This window comes from Microcoleus sp., assembly GCF_041354475.1.
In the GTDB taxonomy this organism is placed as follows: domain Bacteria; phylum Cyanobacteriota; class Cyanobacteriia; order Cyanobacteriales; family Microcoleaceae; genus Microcoleus.
Map to the genome: position 1 here is coordinate 17416 of NZ_JBGJZU010000021.1, position 19219 is coordinate 36634.

The 19219-nt window shown below is 43.0% G+C and carries 19 protein-coding genes; 12 read left to right on the forward strand and 7 right to left on the reverse strand.

From position 1 onward, the window contains the following. Positions 1 to 52: 52 nt before the first annotated feature. Positions 53 to 1933, forward strand: a complete 1881-nt coding sequence (locus tag ACBR23_RS10560) for a TolC family protein (protein ID WP_371119473.1) — start codon at positions 53 to 55, stop codon at positions 1931 to 1933. A 142-nt stretch (positions 1934 to 2075) separates the two neighbouring features. Here the strand turns inward: ACBR23_RS10560 and ACBR23_RS10565 are convergent, their stop codons facing one another. Continuing rightward, entirely contained in the window at positions 2076 to 2651 is a 576-nt protein-coding gene (locus tag ACBR23_RS10565; protein ID WP_371119474.1) for a Uma2 family endonuclease, read from the reverse strand. A 131-nt stretch (positions 2652 to 2782) separates the two neighbouring features. Between ACBR23_RS10565 and ACBR23_RS10570 the strand changes: the two genes are divergently transcribed. Further along, a complete protein-coding gene (locus ACBR23_RS10570; RefSeq protein ID WP_333361938.1) occupies positions 2783 to 3067 on the forward strand; it encodes a type II toxin-antitoxin system Phd/YefM family antitoxin in 285 nt (94 codons plus the stop codon). 31 nt (positions 3068 to 3098) lie between these two features. Here the strand turns inward: ACBR23_RS10570 and ACBR23_RS10575 are convergent, their stop codons facing one another. Both ACBR23_RS10575 and ACBR23_RS10580 read right to left on the reverse strand, forming a co-directional pair. Then, positions 3099 to 3440, reverse strand: coding sequence for a XisI protein (locus ACBR23_RS10575; protein ID WP_371119475.1), 342 nt, complete (start codon positions 3438 to 3440; stop codon positions 3099 to 3101). After that, positions 3428 to 3868 carry an element excision factor XisH family protein gene (locus ACBR23_RS10580; RefSeq protein ID WP_371119492.1) on the reverse strand — a complete coding sequence of 147 codons (441 nt, stop codon included), beginning with the start codon at positions 3866 to 3868 and terminating at the stop codon, positions 3428 to 3430. Before ACBR23_RS10580 ends, ACBR23_RS10575 begins: the two co-directional genes overlap by 13 nt. A gap of 158 nt (positions 3869 to 4026) precedes the next feature. On the opposite strand from ACBR23_RS10580, the gene ACBR23_RS10585 reads away from it, so the two are divergent. Then, the gene (locus ACBR23_RS10585; RefSeq protein WP_371119476.1) at positions 4027 to 7596 is read left to right on the forward strand and encodes a CHAT domain-containing protein; all 3570 of its coding nucleotides are present in this window, start codon (positions 4027 to 4029) and stop codon (positions 7594 to 7596) included. Here the strand turns inward: ACBR23_RS10585 and ACBR23_RS10590 are convergent. The 4 genes from ACBR23_RS10590 to ACBR23_RS10605 form a co-directional block, all read right to left on the reverse strand. Next, entirely contained in the window at positions 7593 to 7961 is a 369-nt protein-coding gene (locus ACBR23_RS10590) for a hypothetical protein (protein WP_371119477.1), read from the reverse strand. The genes ACBR23_RS10585 and ACBR23_RS10590 overlap by 4 nt on opposite strands. 228 nt (positions 7962 to 8189) lie before the next feature. After that, on the reverse strand, positions 8190 to 8567 hold the full coding sequence (locus tag ACBR23_RS10595; protein ID WP_341736794.1) for a hypothetical protein: 378 nt from the start codon (positions 8565 to 8567) through the stop codon (positions 8190 to 8192). After that, the gene (locus tag ACBR23_RS10600) at positions 8557 to 8769 is read right to left on the reverse strand and encodes a hypothetical protein (protein WP_341736795.1); all 213 of its coding nucleotides are present in this window, start codon (positions 8767 to 8769) and stop codon (positions 8557 to 8559) included. The genes ACBR23_RS10595 and ACBR23_RS10600 overlap by 11 nt, the downstream gene beginning before the upstream one ends. Further along, positions 8759 to 8968 carry a hypothetical protein gene (locus tag ACBR23_RS10605; RefSeq protein WP_371119478.1) on the reverse strand — a complete coding sequence of 70 codons (210 nt, stop codon included), beginning with the start codon at positions 8966 to 8968 and terminating at the stop codon, positions 8759 to 8761. Before ACBR23_RS10605 ends, ACBR23_RS10600 begins: the two co-directional genes overlap by 11 nt. Before the next feature lie 378 nt (positions 8969 to 9346). On the opposite strand from ACBR23_RS10605, the gene ACBR23_RS10610 reads away from it, so the two are divergent. The 9 genes from ACBR23_RS10610 to ACBR23_RS10650 all read left to right on the forward strand — a co-directional run bounded on the left by ACBR23_RS10610 (position 9347) and on the right by ACBR23_RS10650 (position 18985). After that, complete coding sequence (locus ACBR23_RS10610; protein WP_341736797.1) at positions 9347 to 9553, forward strand: hypothetical protein; 207 nt, start codon at positions 9347 to 9349, stop codon at positions 9551 to 9553. Positions 9554 to 9709: 156 nt separating this feature from the next. Continuing rightward, complete coding sequence (locus ACBR23_RS10615; RefSeq protein WP_371119479.1) at positions 9710 to 11089, forward strand: DUF4912 domain-containing protein; 1380 nt, start codon at positions 9710 to 9712, stop codon at positions 11087 to 11089. A 386-nt stretch (positions 11090 to 11475) separates the two neighbouring features. Then, positions 11476 to 12789: an ABC transporter substrate-binding protein gene (locus ACBR23_RS10620; protein WP_371119480.1), complete on the forward strand. Its 1314-nt coding sequence runs from the start codon at positions 11476 to 11478 to the stop codon at positions 12787 to 12789. Between the two features lie 168 nt (positions 12790 to 12957). Beyond that, entirely contained in the window at positions 12958 to 13866 is a 909-nt protein-coding gene (locus ACBR23_RS10625) for a carbohydrate ABC transporter permease (protein ID WP_371119481.1), read from the forward strand. A 3-nt stretch (positions 13867 to 13869) separates the two neighbouring features. Further along, the gene (locus ACBR23_RS10630) at positions 13870 to 14733 is read left to right on the forward strand and encodes a carbohydrate ABC transporter permease (RefSeq protein ID WP_341736801.1); all 864 of its coding nucleotides are present in this window, start codon (positions 13870 to 13872) and stop codon (positions 14731 to 14733) included. A gap of 102 nt (positions 14734 to 14835) precedes the next feature. Beyond that, entirely contained in the window at positions 14836 to 15915 is a 1080-nt protein-coding gene (locus ACBR23_RS10635) for an ABC transporter ATP-binding protein (protein ID WP_371119493.1), read from the forward strand. Positions 15916 to 16010: 95 nt separating this feature from the next. Continuing rightward, positions 16011 to 16448: a DUF3574 domain-containing protein gene (locus ACBR23_RS10640; protein ID WP_371119482.1), complete on the forward strand. Its 438-nt coding sequence runs from the start codon at positions 16011 to 16013 to the stop codon at positions 16446 to 16448. A 155-nt stretch (positions 16449 to 16603) separates the two neighbouring features. After that, positions 16604 to 16810 (forward strand): hypothetical protein, encoded by a 207-nt coding sequence (locus ACBR23_RS10645; protein ID WP_371119483.1) that lies wholly within the window; start codon positions 16604 to 16606, stop codon positions 16808 to 16810. A gap of 129 nt (positions 16811 to 16939) precedes the next feature. Further along, entirely contained in the window at positions 16940 to 18985 is a 2046-nt protein-coding gene (locus ACBR23_RS10650; protein WP_371114549.1) for an ABC transporter ATP-binding protein, read from the forward strand. Positions 18986 to 19219: the final 234 nt, after the last annotated feature.

Sequence of the window (19219 nt, forward strand, 5' to 3'; positions counted from 1 at the left end):
CATCCCGTAGGAAATCGCCAGAGCATTACTTGCAAAAATAACTGGAGTTAGCATGACTGAGCAACCGCACGAAGATTATCTCCAAAATAGCGATTCCCCTCCTCGCTACGATATTCCTTGGATATTTCGTTTTAGCCTAGTTATGCTTGCAACCTGTGGGCTATTGGCGATAGTTGCTGTTGCTTTTAAGTTCAATTCTACAGTCAAAACTGATGTTAGCTCTAAATCTGCGATCGCGCCCAAAATCCTGCCACTTCCCACTGAAAAACATCTCCCACACATCCAAAACATACCGCAAAATCAGGCGATCGTCAAACCCCCAAATCAGAGAGAAACGGTAACAGCAAACCAGGGAATAGTTATTACTCAATCCCCAGGCGAAAATCCAACAAATAAAATCAAAGACTCACCAATTCCTAATTCCCAATCTCCCAGTCCAGATTCCCAAGTATTAACAACTTCTACTCAAAAAAAACCTCCAGTTCAACCAGAATTAATGGTAATTTCTGAAGCTCTACCAAATCCAGAAAAAACAGCAGAACCAACACCTGAAAATAGCCCAAATCCAACTATTCAACAGCAATCTATAGAGGATGAACCAGGGGTTGAATTGACACTACAGGAAGTTGTATTTTTAGGTTTGGAAAACAACAGAGATATCAAAAATAAATACCTCGATCGCATAGTGCAAAAACAAGATTTAGCCGTAGCAGAACGCCTATTTGTCCCTATTTTTACACCGCAACTGTCCGTGTCATCAATTCCTTCAAGGAATGGGGGAAGAGCCAACATTAATGAGGAAGCCAAGTTATCAGCTAAGGTGAGTGTCAAAATTCCCACTGGAGGAGATATAAGTTTTGCCTGGGTTGGGAATCAAACCCAAGATTCTTTGAGCCAAAATCTAACGTTGAATTTCAATCAACCTCTGTTAAAGGGAGCTGGAGTTGCTGTCACTAGAGCACCAATTGAGATTGCTCGGCTGAGGGAAAAAATAAATCTCCTGGCTTTGAAATCGACGTTAATTAACACAATCAATTCAGCTATTTCAGCCTATCGAAACTTGATTCAGGCTCAGGAAAGAGTTAAAATTTCAAAAGGTTCTCTGGAAATTGCCTGTCTGCAATTTCAGATAGTTCAGGCTTTAATTCAGGCCGGAAGAAAAGCCAAAGTTGATATTTTTATAAGTAAAAAAGCTGTTGCAGATCAAGAATTGGCAGTGTTAAATATTGAGAATCAACTAAAGACGGCAAGATTAGCACTGCTGCAAATTTTAGACATTGACCGCAATATCAATATTATTGCAGTAGAACCTCCTCCAGAGGAATCTAATTCTTTGGACTTTAATAAAAATATACAATTAGCTATGTCAAATAATCCTGAATATTTACAAACACAGCTACAACTAGAAAGCGTTAAATATGACTTATTACTAGCGGAAAATAAGCGGCGCTGGGATTTAAGCGTAAATGCAAGTTATACTAATAATGCTAGTAATCGTTCAGATGGCAACTCAGATTTGAGAGCGGGACTGGTTTTGACTCGTGAATTCGGAAATAGAGGAATCGAGCGAGATTTTCAGCGCAGTCGTGTTAATCTCTTGAAAGCTGAGAATAATTTAAAGGAGATAAACCAAAAACTGGAAGTAGAGGTGACAAATGCAATTAGAGAGATCAATTTCAATCGTAAGCAAATGGAACTGGCCAAAAAGTCGCGGGAGTTAGCCGAAAAGCTATTAGAAATAGAGCAAGACAAGCTAAGATTGGGTTTTGGAAATTCTCGGAGTATCGATATTGTGAATTATCAGAATGCTTTAATAGTGGCTAAGGATGCAGAACTTAATGCGAGAATTGCCTATTTTAATGCTTTGACAAATCTTGATAAAATAATAGGTACTACTTTGGAGACTTGGCAGGTGAGGATTGAAAATGAATAATGATCTTAGTTCGTTGTTAGTTGTTATTAAATTGATATTATTACCAAATACGAGTATCAATCGGCGGTTGAAACCGCATCTTTTCAAACGAAGTCTGCCTCCGCAGACTAAGAGATAATTATCAAACTGGGATTTAGTATGACTACCAAACATCTGTTAAATCTAAGACAAATCCCGGTAATACATCTTCCCCGGATAAAGTCCTGGGATTATCTAATATTTCCACATCCTGATTTTGCCTGTATATCTCAACTTTCTGGTTTTTGCGATCGATTAACCAACCCAAACGAGCTCCATTTGCGATATATTCTCGCATTTTTTCTCGCAATGGTTCCATGTTGTCAGATTTAGAGCGCAATTCTACTACAAAGTCTGGACAGAGGGGAGCGAAGCCTTCTCGTTCTTTGGGTGTGAGAGTTTGCCACCGTTCTAATTTAACCCAGGAAGCGTCTGGGGAGCGATCGGCACCATTGGGCAGTTTAAAACCGCTAGAAGAGTTAAATGCTACTCCCAGCTTGGTTTGGCGATTCCACAGCCAGAGTTGTCCTTCAATATCTAGGTTTCGATTGCCTGTCTCGCTTCCTGTGGGTGCCATAATGATTAATTCTCCTGTAGCAGTTCTCTCTAGCCTTAAGTCACGGTTGACGGCAGCAATTTGCTGGAACTGTTCGTCAGTTACTTTGAAGGTTTGGGGAATGGTAATGGTGGTTTGGAGCATACTGGGCGGCCTCGCGATCGGCTATTACCTATTCTATTCTGTCACAGTCTTTTTTTACTATCACAATTTGATTGACAAACTCCGCAGATACCGTGTAACATTTAATTAAATGCTAATTTAATGCCATTATTATGATAAACCTTTCAAGAGATATACATTCTCTCACCGATTTCAAACGTAATACGACTGAGTTTGTGCAGCGGCTGAAGCAAACAAAACATCCTTTAGTTCTAACTGTTAACGGGAAAGCAGAGTTAGTTGTTCAAGATGCCGAATCTTATCAGAAACTTTTAGATGCGGTTGAGTTATTGGAGACTTTAAAGGGAATTAAGCTGGGTTTGGAACAAATGGATCGAGGAGAAGGAAAAAAAGCGGAAGATTTTTTCAATCAACTGTTTGACAAGTTAGACAGTTAGCCATGAATCAGAAATAACTCAAGCTTACTTTCTAAGCTACGGCAAAATCGGTCAAAGGACGATCGTCTGGATGGTGAAAAGCCAGCACTATATCACTTTGAGAAACTCCTTCTTTTAATAGTTCGTTGGCGATTCCTTCTTCTGTCCAATCTTCTTCTATCCAAATTTTATCATTTTTAATCTGGATGTGAACTGTAATTTCTCTGACTCTTTTATTTTGTTGCCATCCTACCTGAAACCAAAGATATTGATCGTGATTTTCGTCAAAGGCTAGTAGCATCTCTGTGTTGACTGTGGTTTGGTTGGCGATTAGGCGATCGTACTCGCTCAAAATCTTTTTGATTAGAGTGCGATAGTTCTCTATTTTATCCATTGACTAATTACCTCCGATTGAATTTCAACAACTAGAATTGAAATTTGATTTTGATTTACAATAAATTGACTAGCCTTCTTCAGGAAAAAATTATTATAAATGCGATCGCTAACAGCTAGATATAATTCTCGTTCTGGATCTGTTACAGAAATTAGATTGCGGTAGAGAATGTATTGACCCAAAGCATTTTCTAATTCTCGAACGAATGAGGGACGGAGAAAAGTTTTAATCTCAACTGCTATTTTTTGACTTCCTCGTTCGGCAGCTAGTGACCATTCGGCAGCTAGATCGACAAATACTTTAAACTCTTCGTATTCACCTGTATAAGGATCGGCTGTAATTGTCCTACCTTCTTTGATGAGTGCTTGTTTGACAGCATCGTGGTAGAGATCCTTGGCAGGATATTTGGTTTGGGCGATCGAGCTTATCGATCAATTATACAGGATTCCTGAGAAACCCGACTTCTGGAAGAAGTCCAGTTTCTGGATGCGTAGTAGCAGCAGCTAAGTCCGCCTGTAGCGACTGCCCGGAATCAGTGGGATTGCTGATGAAGAAAGTAACATCACTACTCCGAATATAGCCGAAAATGGATGAAAGCCGCCGCGAAGCCTATCTGGATCTGATTAATCAGCTACTCAATTGTCCGAGTGGGGAAGCAGAAGAGATTTTGAATGATAACTTAGAGTTGGTTGATGCTGGGTTGGCGCAGATAATGCTACAAGAGTCGGAGGAACTTGAACAGAGGGGAAACAGTAATTTTGCCAATTTTTTAACCGATATTGCCTATCAGCTAGAGGAGGGACTGGGATTGAGAAGATCAACACCAAAATCTCAACGTGACTTCTTGGAGGAAGTATTACAGGAAATCCACAACACCGACGGCAATCGGCAAATAGTGTACTCATTGCTGCGGAAAAACTTAGATAAACTTGATGAGAACTTTGCTACTGTCTTGCAAAATTGGGCAACGGCAAGACTACCACATGCGCCAGCCGAAACACAATGGATTGCGTTAGATATTGGCGAATTCAGTAACCTGATGAGCAATTTTTCTTCAGGCAACCAGGCAGATAATTTAGAAATTGCTATAGTTGGTTATAGAGTATCACTCTCAGTTTTTACTCGTGAAGCCTTTCGTCTACAGTGGGCAACTCTCCAAAATAATCTTGGTAAAGCTTATCTATACCGCATAAGGGAGGATAAAGCTGAAAATTTGGAACTTTCAATTGAGTGCTATTGTGCGGCACTAGAAGTTCGTACCCGTGAAGCTTTTCCTGTGAATTGGGCAACTCTCCAAAACAATCTTGGTGCTGTCTATAGCGAACGCATCGAAGGGGATAAAGCTGACAATATGGAATTAGCGATTGCCTGTTATCGTGCAGCATTAGAAGTCCGCACTCGTGAGAATTACGAGGTAGATTGGTCAGCTACTCAAAATAATCTTGGCACAGCTTACAGTGAGCGCATCCAGGGAAAGAAATACGAAAATTTAGAACTTTCAATTGAGTGTTATCGTGCAGCACTGGAAGTCCGCACTCGTGACAATTACGAGGTAGACTGGGCCGCTACTCAAAATAATCTTGGTTTAGCCTACACTAATCGGATCGAAGGGGATAAAGCTGATAATTTAGAACTTTCAATTGAGTGTTACCGTGCAGCATTAGAAGTTCGTACTCGTGAGAATTATAAGGTAGACTGGGCAGCTACTCAAAATAATCTTGGTTTAGCCTATACTAATCGGATTGAAGGGGATAAAGCTGATAATTTAGAACTTTCAATTGAGTGCTATTGTGCAGCATTAGAAGTTCGTACTTTTGAAAACTTTCCTCTACAATGGGCAACTTTACAAAGCAATCTTGCTGCAGCCTATAGCGATCGCATTCTGGGAGATAGAGCCGAGAATTTGGAAGAAGCGATCACCTCATATAAGCGTGCATTAACAGCCTATACCCATAAAAGCTCACGTATAGAGTGGGCAAGGATTAATAATAATCTTGGTACAGCCTATAGTGTACGCATCAGAGAGGATAAAGCCACGAATATAGAAGAAGCAATAAAATGCTATGGTTATGCGCTAGATGTCTACAGTCCACAAACCTCACGCCAAGATTGGGCAATGACGCAAAATAATCTTGGTACAACCTACAGACACCGTATCCTAGCAGATAAATCCACAAACTTAGAAGACGCGATCGCGTGTTATCGGGCTGCCCTAATAGTTTACAAGCGCCGAGCTTTTCCTGTGGAGTGGGCAAATACCCAAAATAATCTTGGGAATGTCTATGGCGATCGGATCGAAGGGGATAAAGCTAAAAATTTAGAAGCAGCTATCAAATTCTATCAGAATGCACTATCAGTATCCTCCCGTGAAAAGTTCCGTGTGGACTGGGCAATGCTCCAAGATAATCTTGGCATAGCTTGCATCAAGCGCATTCGAGGGGACAGATCTAAAAATTTAGAAGCAGCAATTAGATACTATCAAGATGCACGAGAAGTCCGCACCCGTGAAGATTTTCCTCAAAGCTACATCGCTACTTCATTTGGCTTAGGTTTTGCTTATAAACAAGCTCAACGATTCCAAGATGCCTATGATGTTTTTTACGCTGCCATTGATACTGTAGAATCTCTCCGAGAGGAAATCATTTCAGGGAATGAGACCAAACAGAAACTAGCTGAAGAATGGCATCGCATATATCTGAATATGGTAGAGATTTGTCTTGCTTTGGGCAAAGTAACTACCGCGATTGAATACGCTGAACGGAGCAAAACTCGTAACTTGACAGAAAATATCCTCACCCGTGACCTCAAAAGCCTATTTCCCGAAAAAGTAGTCATTTCATTAGAAAAACTGCGAGATGAAATCTCTTATTACCAATATAAAATCCAAAAGGGTAAAGCAGAAAATTATAGAGACGTAGCGCAACATCTGAAACAATTACGACAGCATAAAAATGAATTACAAGATAAATATATGCCAGTTGGTTATGGCTTCAAGTTTAGAGAATTTCAAGCAACGCTAGATAATAATACAGCCATTGTAGAGTGGTACATTACCAATATAGGATTAGAAACATTTGTTATTACTAGTAGTGCTATCCAACGGCTTACGTTAAAGACTTCCGCTGAGAGCTTGCAAGTTTTAGAAGATTGGGGGAATGAGTATCTAAAAAAATATTATGGCGATAAAGAAGATTGGGGAAAGAGCCTAGCTTCTAGCCTCAAAAATTTGGCTGATATCCTACATATTGAGGAGATTATAGATCGTGAGGAGATTAAAAAGTGTTTACGCCTCATCCTCATTCCCCATCGCGCTTTGCATCTATTTCCCCTCCACGCACTCCCTTTAGCCGATGGTGAATTCTTATGCGACAAATTCCCCAAAGGTGTCAGCTATGCACCGAGTTGTCAGCTATTGCAACAAGCACAAAAACGACAACGCCCAAATTTTAACAACTTATTTGCCATCCAAAATCCTACTAAAGACCGTCCCTATGTCGATTTTGGAGTTGAAGCTATCCGTCCTCATTTTCAGCCGAATGACTATGTTCTCCCTGGAGACCAAGCAATAAAAGCTAACCTCATTCAATCAGAACAACTACGCTCTGCCCACTGCTTCCACTTTTTCGGTCATGCTACATTTAACTTTGAAAAATCAGCTCTAATTTTGGCGGATGGACATCTGACGCTGGGAGAAATCTTTGCTCTAGACTTAAATCAATGCCGCCTAGTTATTCTCTCAGCTTGTGAAACTGGGATGACAGATTTTAACAGCATCAGCGATGAGTATATCGGTTTACCAAGTGGTTTCCTGTTTGCAGGTAGTCCTAGCGTCGTCAGTACCCTTTGGGAGGTAGATCAACTGTCTGCTGCTTTTCTGATGATTGAGTTTTATGAAAACCTCAGAAAATATAAACAGTTAAAAGAGGGAGATATTGCGATCTCCCTCAACCTATCACAGAAGCGACTACGGGATTTAACTGTTGACGAATTTAAAAAACACCTGGTTCAATACAAGCCTCTAATTGATGAAATCCTTAGTAAACTACCAAAAGTAGAGCGTAGGAAAGCTGAGGCATCAATAACATATCGCCTATCTCAAGCATATCCTTTTGCTCACCCTTCCGATTGGGCAGCTTTCACAGCTACAGGAATCTAAGCTTCAGACTCAGACGACTCGCAAAACTTATCGACACTTATTTGAGTCACTTTGATCGCAACTAACGTGGCTAAATTACCAGGAAACGGGATAAATTCTCTCAAATCCTTACATAATTCCAGTAAATCACCTGTGTATTTATTACAGATAACTTTTCGCGCTTTCTCGGTTAACTTGTCTAAATAACTTTGGTCTGACTCTGCTAGAGTGGATCTTGTGTATCCAGACTTAATGGCTAACACTTCTGCTGCATCTTCTAAACTGTTATCACAAGCTTCTACTTCATCAAGCGCAGCTAATGCCTCTGGATCACTCGCCAATTCAGAGCGATATTGTGCAATTTGTTCTGATGTAAGTACGATCATTTAAGTCTGACTCCGTAAAATGTGATTAATGCTTTTCACCTTCAGTCCTCCGACAGCCTCAGCCGGATGTTTTCAAGTTTATCATTTTCCCAAAGACATATCCATTCTCAGGACTTACCCACTCAGACCAAAGAAACCGGGTTTTTATGCGTTTCTGCGTGTTATGACGAAGTTTTCTCGCAAAAACCAGGTTTCTGGCCACTCGTGCGTAATTCCCAAGCGGAGCGGTTATGCTGGAACGATCGCCTTTTGAAGATGAATAATATTTCCCTCTGAATTTAAGATATAAAACCATTCCCTCGGAATGATGGTTTGATTCAGTATTCTGAGATGATGGCTCAACTCTTCAATAGAGAATGTTTCTACATAAGTGACAGTTTTTGTATCGCAGGGTTTGAGGCGATCGTTTTCTCCAATGTAGCGACCCTCACCAACATAGCCTAAACTTGACAAAAGTTCCTCTACTTCGAGTTCGATGATGGGCATACTTAAGTCGTCATCTGGGTAATCGACAAAAATAGCAATTTTACCTGTTGCTGGAACTTCTAGTTCTGGAGAATTCCAACCTTGTTTATAGTCCCAAACAATTGTACCTTTAGTTTTCATCTTCGCCTCCTGGGAAAATACACTGCCAAATGTTTTTCTGAAAGTGTTGAACTGCGAGTAAATTCCGTCCTTTTGCTTCTTCTAAGCAACGTTCAACTGCTTTTTTTCTGGTTCCTGCTATAACGGATTCGGTTTGAGGGTTCCCCATACGCTGGATTTCATCTTCAGGATCTTCGAGATAGTTAAGTGGGTTATTTGTCATTGTCCGAACCTTCCTGCTGCTGTTGACGGGAGTCAAGTGCTTGATCGATCAGCTTGGCGACTATCCAAGAAACCGATCGCTCTTCTGAGGTGGCCCACGCCTCTAAAGCGACTTTCTTTTCTTTGGGGATGTATACCGCTATCAACTCCCGCTTGCGTTTTCCACCCACGATGTCTTTTTCTTTTAATTCTATAGACATTGTATCTTCTACCTTTGATTTAATCATGCTACTATATACTATAGTAGCATATAGTATGAGCAAGCCAACGAATAATTCAAGAATTTGCCAACGCTGACAAAACTCAATAATCGTTACTAAAGAAACCGGGTTTTTGCGGTTTTTGTGGACTCTAACGAAATGTTCTGGAAAAAAACCCGGTTTCTGGCCACCCGATCGCCCCCAACCACAAATATGTCGTCAAATCCTAACATTTACCTCAAGACCGATCCCCTAAACTAAAGTATGTCAAGATTTCATGACATATTGATCCCCAAAATCACGAAAATGCGTATAAGTACCCATGATTGAAGCGAACAACCCCTTGACCAGACCGTAAATTGTCTGCATTATTAAACCATGACAAAGCGATCCCAAAGAAATGCTGTGAATAACCATTTCTGCGAGTCAAAGAGCGTCCGAGCTGCGATCAATAGCATTGGTAGTAGCATCGATCGCACTCACTCTCATCGATTTTGTCGAGTAAAAATCGAGGGAAAACCTTTAGCTAGACCGGATGTAGCGCGCGGAAGCCAACAAGTTATAGCCTCCATATGGGCGACTTAACTAAGTGAAAACAAGCAAGGCTTCAAAGGTTGGAGAGGTTTGGAAGCTCAAGCATATTTGCTGTTATCAAGAGTTTCTACCTCAAAAAGTCAACATATTTATTGTATGTTACCGGAAAACCTAACCCGCCATCCAAAATTAGTGGAGAAAAAATTTATGGCAAAAGAACGCCCACCATTAGAAGAGATGACTTTGCGGCAACTACGCAAAGTAGCTAGCGAATGTGGAGTCTCCCGCTACAGCCGGATGCGGAAATCGCAACTTCTGGCATCAATTCAAGAAATTCAGCGTACCAAATTTTCATACAGTCCATCTCGTAAATTAGAGGCGCAAGAAGCAGTGGAAGCAACAAAATTTGAACTAGGTCAAGAAGATCGGACAGGTGGTTCTCTTTCCTCTGTCGATGAAGGTTTAGCAGATTTGCCCAACGGGTACGGCGAAAGTCGGGTTGTTTTGATGCCACGAGACCCCGAATGGGCTTATACCTACTGGGATATTTCCAACGATCGCAAACAAGAAATGCGGCGTCTAGGTGGACAGCAACTGGCCCTGCGGATCTACGACGTCACAGATGTTAACCTCGAAACTCAAAGCCCGCACAGCATCCAAGAATATCCTTGCGACGAACTAGCCCGCGAATGGTACGTCCCAATCCCCGTTAGCGATCGGGATTATGCGATCGACATCGGCTACCGCTGCGCCGACGGCCGTTGGTTGGTATTAGCGCGATCGGCCCAAGTCCGCGTCCCGCCAGTCTATCCGAGTGACTGGATCGAAGACCAATTCATCACCCTGGACTGGGAAGAAGACTTGCGCGGCAAAACCTTCGCCGAACTGGTTCCTCCGGCCAAGAAAATGGCCACAGCAACAGCCGCCGCTTACAGCAACGGTAACGGCATTTACCAGCAAATCTTTGGTATGGCAGAATCGGCGGAATCCTTGCGCGTCGCAGGTTCTGTCTTCGGATCGATGCAGCACGTCGCAGGTTCGGTTCAGCAAGTGGGCATCCACGAACAAGCTTTAAGTTCCTACGTTTTCCCCTCCGGTGTGGGTATGTGGGCAGCCCCGGCCATGTCCGCTCTCACCATGTCCGGTGCTGGTATGTCGGCTCTCACCATGTCCGGTGCTGGTATGTCTGGCCTCACCATGTCCGGTGCTGGTATGTCTGGCCTCACCATGTCCGGTGTGGGTATGTCTGGCCTCACCATGTCCGGTGCTGGTATGTCTGGAGTTGGCTTCGCAGCACCGATGCGCCCCCGTCAGTTCTGGTTGGTTGCTGATGCGGAACTGATCGTCTATGGTGCTACGGAACCTGACGCGACTGTATACATTGGCGGACAACAGATCAAGCTGAATGCTGATGGCACTTTCCGCTTCCAGATGTCTTTCCAAGATGGCTCGATCGACTATCCGATTTTTGCAGTAGCCGCCGATGGCGAACAAAACCGCGCCGTCCACATGAAATTCGAGCGCGAAACCCCTCAACGGAACACCAATACCAAGGAAGATGCTGTGGTTGAGTGGTTGGGTCAATAACCACGATCGATGGGGCGATCGCACAGGTTTGTGCCAATTTCTGAACCATCACAAGGCCTTGCCAGAGGACAAAACTGATTTGTTAGGGTTAATCCCAGACAACAACCCATAACACCCCCTATGCACCGTTCTCCCATTTAGAGGAGCGGTGTTTTTTGTATTTAGAAAGGCTATGACAATTATTTCAATATCTATCTGTAGATAGATGTCAATTTAACTCCCAAAACAGCTACTTAAATCCTATTTTGCACTCTGCAATGCTGCATTATTAAGTAAGCTTAAGTTAACTTAAATTTTTATTACACAAATTCGCTAAATCCCGCGAAACAAGAGAAAGCGAGTTATGAGAGAAATAGGAATCGCCCAATTCTATTTTTCAAAACCTCATGCAAAAAATCAACTCTCCCCCTTCGTTTCGGCGACAAAAGCGATCGGCTTTTTTAGCATTATTCGCGATCGCCCTAGCCGCCGTCTTGTTCCTATTTATCCTCCCAGCCCGCACCCAGCAGCCAGTAGTGCTGACAATGTTAATGCAGGGGCAAGACATTGTGAACTGGAAACCCTTCATCCAAGAATTTGAACAAAAAAACCCCGACATTCGCATCAACCTCATCGAAGGGCCATTTGATAGCAACCTCGTAGAAAATCTTTACACATCTGCCTTTTTGTTAGGCGATTCGCCCTACGACATCATCAACATGGATATTGTCTGGGTTCCCAAATTTGCCGCCGCCGGATGGATGCTCGATTTAACAAACAAAATTTCTCCCCAACAACTTTCAAAATTTATCAAAGGTAACGTCGAAGGCGGGCGGTATCGAGGCAAACTTTACCGGATTCCCCACGCTTCCGATGCCGGAATGTTCTATTACCGCAAAGACATTTTAGAACACGCTGGAATTAAACCGCCCCAAACTTTTGAAGAGATGTTTAGTATCTCTCAAAACTTGCAAAAACAGGGAAAAACCACCTGGGGTTATCTGTGGCAAGGCAAACAATATGAGGGAGTATCTGCGATGTTTGTCGAGGTACTCGCTGGCTTTGGCGGCTTCTGGGCCAACCCTGACACCTTTGAAGTGGGGCTAGATAAACCGGAGGCAATTAAAGCTGTTGAATTTCTCAAAAGTACGATCGCCTCTGGGATTTCTCCTGCTGGTGTCAGCACCTACGGCGAAGAAGAAACCAGGCTATTGTTTCAAAGCGGTAAATCGCTTTTCTTGCGAAACTGGCCCTATGTTTGGAGGCTAGCGAATACGGCAGGATCGAAAGTTAAAGACAAAATTGCGATCGCACCAATGCTCAGCAGTGTCGGTAAACAAGGCGGTTCCTGTTTGGGTGGCTGGGGCTGGGGAATAGCCAAGACCTCAAAACATCCACAGCAAGCATGGAGAGCCATTCAATACCTTACTAGCGAGGAAACCCAGCGCAAATTTATTTTAGAAACCGGGTTAGTTCCCAGTTACAAATCTCTGTTTTTAGATCCAAAAATTGTCACCCAATATCCCCACTACCCGCAGCTTTTAAAAGTAGTAGAAAAATCAGCTTTGCGTCCTGCTATCGCTCAATATGCTCAAGCTTCAGATATTTTGCAAAGATATTTGAGTGCAGCTTTTACCGGAAAAATGACTTCAGAAAAAGCGATGACAACTGCTGCTAGTGAAACTCGCAATTTATTAGGCAGTTTTAAACAAGCTCAGTAGAAGGAAGAAGTTACTTCCCTGGCCGATAGCGGGCCCTAGACCCCTACCCCCCCCTACCCCCCCCAAGGGGGGAATTCAGGAAGACGTCGCCTCCCCAAGGCGGGAATTCAGGAAGAAGTTACTTCCCTGGCCGATAGCGGGCCCAAAAATCAATTAAAAATAAACAACATGAAATCAGACATAATGCGACAGCGCGAACAAAGAACCGGATGGATATTAGTAGCACCAGCTTTAATAATTTTGCTGCTAGTATTTGCTTACCCAATATTACGCGCTTTTTGGTTAAGTTTATTCACCCAAAACCTCGGTACTGAACTCAAACTGGTTTTTTCCGGTTTTGCTAATTACCATCGTATGTTAGGCGATGGACGTTTTTGGCAAACTTTGAGCAACACCACAGTATTTACTGTTGTTTCTGTAGTGGTGGAATTAATTCTGGGTATGGGCATTGCCTTAGTATTAAATCAATCTTTCCCTGGGCGCGGAATTGTGCGCACAATTTCTCTGCTACCTTGGGCACTGCCTACGGCGTTAATGGGAGTAGCTTGGGCATGGGTTTTTAACGATCAATACGGCGTAGTTAACGACTTTTTGATCCGTTTGGGATTGATTCAAACAAGCATTAGTTGGCTGGGAGATCCAACTTTAGCAATGATGGCAGTGATTACAGCAGATGTCTGGAAAACTACGCCGTTTGTCAGTTTGCTTTTATTAGCTGGATTGCAATCAATTCCGGCGGATTTGTATGAAGCTCATGCCATTGATGGTGCTAGTAGCTGGCAGAGTTTTCGTCAAGTTACCTTGCCGCTGCTGATGCCCCAAATTGTGATTGCTTTGTTGTTTCGATTTGCTCAGTCTTTCGGCATTTTTGACTTGATTCAGGTGATGACGGGAGGAGGGCCAGCCGGGGGAACTGAAACCGTTTCTATCTACATTTACAGCACGGTAATGAGGTATTTAGACTTTGGTTATGGGGCGGCGTTGGTGGTGTGTACTTTTTTGTTGTTAGTAGCAGCAGTTGCGATCGCAGTTTACTGGTTATCGAGATCCCGTGTCAATGCAGCCGGAGGAAATTAAATTATGTCCATAGCCCGCGAACAACCTACCCAAAAACCTTTTCACATCCAGCAATTAATTGTCCCCATATCAGCGCTGTTAATTGCGGCATATTTTCTCGCACCGATTATCTGGCAGGTGCTGACTTCTTTCAAGGTAAATGCAGATATTTCTGCTATTCCCAATGTCTACATTCCCAAGCGAATTACCTTCGAGCATTACCTGTCTTTATTCCGCCGCCGACCTTTTGGACTTTACATTTTAAATAGCGCTTTTGTGTCCATTACTTCTACACTCTTGTGCTTGGCTGTAGGAGCACCTGCCGCTTATGCTTTGGCAAGATTGCGACTGTGGGGCGAGAGAATTATGCTGGCGACTATTACGATAGTGACGCTATTTCCTGCGGTTTTGCTATTTTTGGGACTGTTGGAAATTGTGAAGGCGTTAAATTTGGGAAATAATTATTTAGCATTAATTATTCCTTACACAGCGCTCAATTTACCCCTGACTATCTTAGTGATGCGAAGTTTTTTTCAGCAGTTACCAAAAGATTTGGAAGATGCAGCTAAGGTGGATGGATACAATACCGTTGAAATGCTGTGGCAGATTGTGCTGCCGATGACTTTTCCCGCTTTAGTAACCACGGGAATTTTGACGTTTATTTCTGCTTGGAATGAGTTTATTTTTGCACTAACATTTATGACTCGCGAATCTCTGAAAACTATTCCTGTAGCAACGGCTCAACTCAGTGGTGTCTCGGTATTTGAGATTCCCTATGGTCCGATCGCCGCCGCTACTGTTTTGGGTACTTTACCCTTAGTTATCCTAGTTTTAGTGTTCCAGAGGCGCATCGTTCAAGGTTTAACAGCCGGTGCAGTAAAAGGATAGTTTTGAACTTTGAATTAGGCTCAAATCACTTATCAACTCTTACTTCTTCCTTCTTCCTTCGCGTCCTTCGCGCCTTCGCGGTTCGTATATCAATTAAAAATGATGGCAAAACTCCAACTAAAAAACCTCAATAAAACCTACAGCCCTCAAGTTGTTCCCGTCAAAGACATTAGTTTAGATGTCAGCGAAGGAGAATTTCTGACATTACTTGGGCCTTCGGGGTGCGGAAAATCCACGACTTTGCGGTTAATTGCAGGATTGGAACAGCCGACTAGGGGCGAGATTAGAATTGGCGATCGCAATGTCACTTATCTTAGACCAGGCGATCGGGATATTGCCATGGTATTTCAAAGTTACGCGCTGTACCCGCACATGACAGTATACGAAAATATGGCATCGAGCCTCAAAATTCGTAAAACCTCCTCTACCGAAATCCACAGATTAGTGACGGAAGTTGCAGCATCCCTGGGATTGACAGAATTACTCGATCGCAAACCAGGTAAACTATCAGGAGGACAGCGACAGCGAGTCGCCCTGGGACGCGCTTTAGTCCGCCAGCCGGCGGTGTTTTTGCTAGACGAACCTTTAAGCAATCTCGATGCTTTATTGCGCGAAAAAGTCAGGGCGGAACTTAAACAATTATTTGCTTCCCAAAAAGCTCCTGTAGTTTATGTTACTCATGACCAAACAGAAGCGATGACGCTTTCTACCAAAGTCGCAGTTGTCCACAAGGGTAGCATCCAGCAATTAGACCCACCACACCTGATTTATACTCGTCCCGCCAATCAATTTGTAGCGGGTTTTGTGGGTAGCCCACAAATGAATTTGTTTGTGCTTAAATGTCAAGGCAATTTTGCTATATTTGGTGATGTTGGAGTTACTTTGCCGGATTTGCCGACAGTGCCTCCTGAAATTGTGTTGGGAATTCGCCCCGAAAATGTCTGTTTTGTGGATGGGACTGACTCTGGAGAGACAACTATTAAAGGTGAGGTTTATTTAGTGGAAAACTTGGGAATGCAAAACCTAATTAGCATTCGAGTGAAAGGTTTGGAGTCATTGACAGTGCGCGCTTTGCTACCGGGAGACCGTCAGTGGTCTTCTAATATGGTGGAGCTAGTTTTTCCGCCTCGGTTGATACATTGGTTTGATGTCAAGACTGGGAATAGACTTCCTGATTTTTGAATTTTGCCAAATCATTTTAAATTCAAATCTAGCCTGTTCCCCATAGAGTCTTTTGGGGCGATCGATTCCTATTAGTTTAACAAATATGAAGATTTATGAAGAAAAATTTCCCCCTTATTTTCCTAGCTTCCCTGCTGTTCATTTTTCCTATTGTTTCCCCGACAATTACCCGTGCTCAACTCTCCAAAACGGCGGATGCTAGTGCCAAGCCAACCACTCTGCTCAAAGATGAATTATATTTTGGCTTAACTAAACCCGGAGGAGAGATGATTTCTGAATCAGAATGGCAAGAGTTTGTCAATGTAGTTATCACCCCTCACTTTCGGGAAGGACTAACCGTATTAAACGCTGATGGGCAGTTTCTCAATAGTTCGGGAATTCTGATTCGAGAAAAATCGAAAATAGTTATTTTGATTTATGAAAATATTCCTGAAAAAGAGCGTTATATCCAGAAAATCATTAAAACCTATAAGGACAATTTTCAACAGGAGTCCGTGCTACGGGTAACTAGCCAAGTTCAAGTTTCTTTCTAATTTATCGATCGCTAAACCAGTTTATGATATGATGAGTTCGGGTATTACTCTTAAAAATAATTAGCCAGCAAAAGTAATAAAAATTACAAGTTGTTTGGTTCGATCGCACGCAGCAAAAAGTCCCTAGCAAAACTTTCCCAGGAGCTGACAAAAATATGACCAAGGATGGCAATGATAAAGCTGAATCGCCGGAAAACCGGGATTTAAACAATGTGGACGGTATGGCCAAAGCTTTTTTGGTAAGCATGGCTTGGTCCTACGCCGAGGCCTTAGAGAAAACTAAAAAATCGCAAAATAAACAAAAACCAGCGCCGGAATCTCAGAAAGAACAAGTAGATCGCGATACTGAAAGTAATAAATGACACATAGTTAAGGCGATCGCCTAAATTCCTTGTTTGTCGAACAGGCCCGAAAACCTGCGATCGAGATTTAACAAACCTAAGATTCTGCTACAATCCACCTAACATCCCCTGAACTCTTGCCATACACCCATGAGTGAAACCGTCCTAGAAGTTCGCAACCTGCGGGTTGAATTTGACTCTGCCGATGCAGGCGATGGGCCTGCAACAGTCAAAGCAGTTGACGGCATTTCCTTTGACGTGAAGCGAGGCCAAACCTTGGGAATCGTGGGAGAATCCGGGTCAGGAAAATCCGTCACTTCCCTAGCTATTATGGGTTTACTGCCCAATGTATCAACTCAAATTTCGGGGGAAATTTGGTTCTCTTCAAGCACAGACGGCACTCAGAAACAGCCAGTGAATCTACTGGAAATGCACTCCCAGGAAAAACAAATATACCGCGGCAGCCAAATTGCGACCATTTTTCAAGAACCAATGAGTTCGCTCAACCCCGTTTACACCATCGGGTTTCAACTGACGGAAGCGATTTGTCTGCACCAACAGCTATCTCCAATCGTCGCACGACGCAAGGCCGCTTCTCTGCTGCAAGAGGTGAAGCTACTACCCGATGATGGGGAACTCAAGCAGCAATGTTTGGCCAGGAGACAGCAGGATTCCTCCCCAGAGGGGCCAGAGGGAATGACGGGAGGCCGCGATTTGATGCAGCTCATCAACGCTCAAAAACAGGCTATGCTCGATCGCTATCCCCACGAACTATCGGGAGGCCAAATCCAGCGGGTGATGATTGCAATGGGGATTTCTTGCAATCCCACTTTATTAATTGCAGATGAACCTACCACCGCTTTAGATGTCACCGTACAAGCAACTATCTTGGCTTTGCTGCGGGAGTTGCGCGACTCTAGAGGTATGGCCATGATTTTTATTACCCACGACTTGAGCGTCATTGCTGAAATTGCTGATGTGGTGGCGGTGATGTATCGAGGTAAAATTGTGGAATGCGAGGCGATCGAACAAATTTTTAGCAATCCCCAACATCCTTACACAAAAGGTCTATTAGCTTGTCGCCCAACTCTGGAAAAGCAATTGCGCCGTTTACCCACAGTTTCGGATTTTATGGATGTCACCACTAACGCTAGCGGTGAGTTAGTAATTGTGGAAAAAAATATCGATTTAGATGGTGATAGCAGCGGCGGATTGTCCGCTTTTGCCACGGGAAAAGCACCACGGCTACCTAATCTTAGCGCTCCTTTATTGACTGTAAATAACTTGAAAGTGGGTTTCCCCGTGCCTGGTATATTTGGGGAAACTAAGCGCTTGTTTATGGCGGTGAATGATATTTCTTTTGAGGTTTATCCAGGGGAAACTTTGGGTTTAGTAGGCGAATCTGGTTGTGGAAAATCTACTTTGGCTAGAGCTTTGTTACAATTAATTCCGATTTCTAGCGGTCAAGTTTTTTTTGAAGGTCAAGAAATTACGCCTCCTGCTTACAATATTTCTCAATGGCGATGGATGGCTAATTATCGGATACAGAAAGAGTATGCCCGCAAGTTGCGCTGGTTGCGCAGGGATTTGCAAATTATTTTTCAAGACCCTTTTAGTTCTCTCGATCCGCGGCTGAATGTTGGGGCGGCGGTGATGGAACCGATGGTGATTCATAGCGTTGGTAAAAATCAGCAGGAACAGCGCGATCGCGCCGCTTATTTATTAGAGAGAGTTGGTTTGAATCCTAATTTCATGGGGCGCTATCCCCACGAGTTTTCTGGGGGTCAACGCCAGCGTATTTGTATTGCTAGGGCTTTGGCTTTAAATCCTAAGTTTATTATTTGTGATGAGTCGGTTTCGGCCTTGGATGTTTCGGTACAAGCCCAAGTTTTAAATTTATTGAAGGAGTTACAGACAGAGTTTGGATTAACTTATATTTTTATTTCTCATGATTTAAGTGTTGTAAAGTTTATGAGCGATCGGGCGATCGTCATGAACAAGGGTAAAATCGAAGAAATTGGCACAGCAGAGCGCATTTACCGCCAGCCGCAGCAAGTTTACACCCGCCAACTGATTGCTGCTATTCCGACGGGAAATTTGGAGCGAATTCGGGAACAGCAATTAGGGCGCAAGGCTGCTTTGTCTGCTACTGCTTCTTCCTCTTTCTCGTCAACCGATGATTCTCAAAACCCCTGATTTATAACATGGGAGTTGCACAGCAGATTTGTGACAAGTCTTAATATATAAAAGCCTGAGATTGTCCTTCTTCATTGTTTCTTCATAAATCATAACCACACCTTCATTTTTTCTTCATTTTTTGTGAATAGCATTAATTCAATCTAATTCAATCCCACTGATTACAAGAATTAGGCCAACATTACGCCAATATTACGCCAAATGTCTAATGCAGATCTCCTAGAGTTAGTGCCA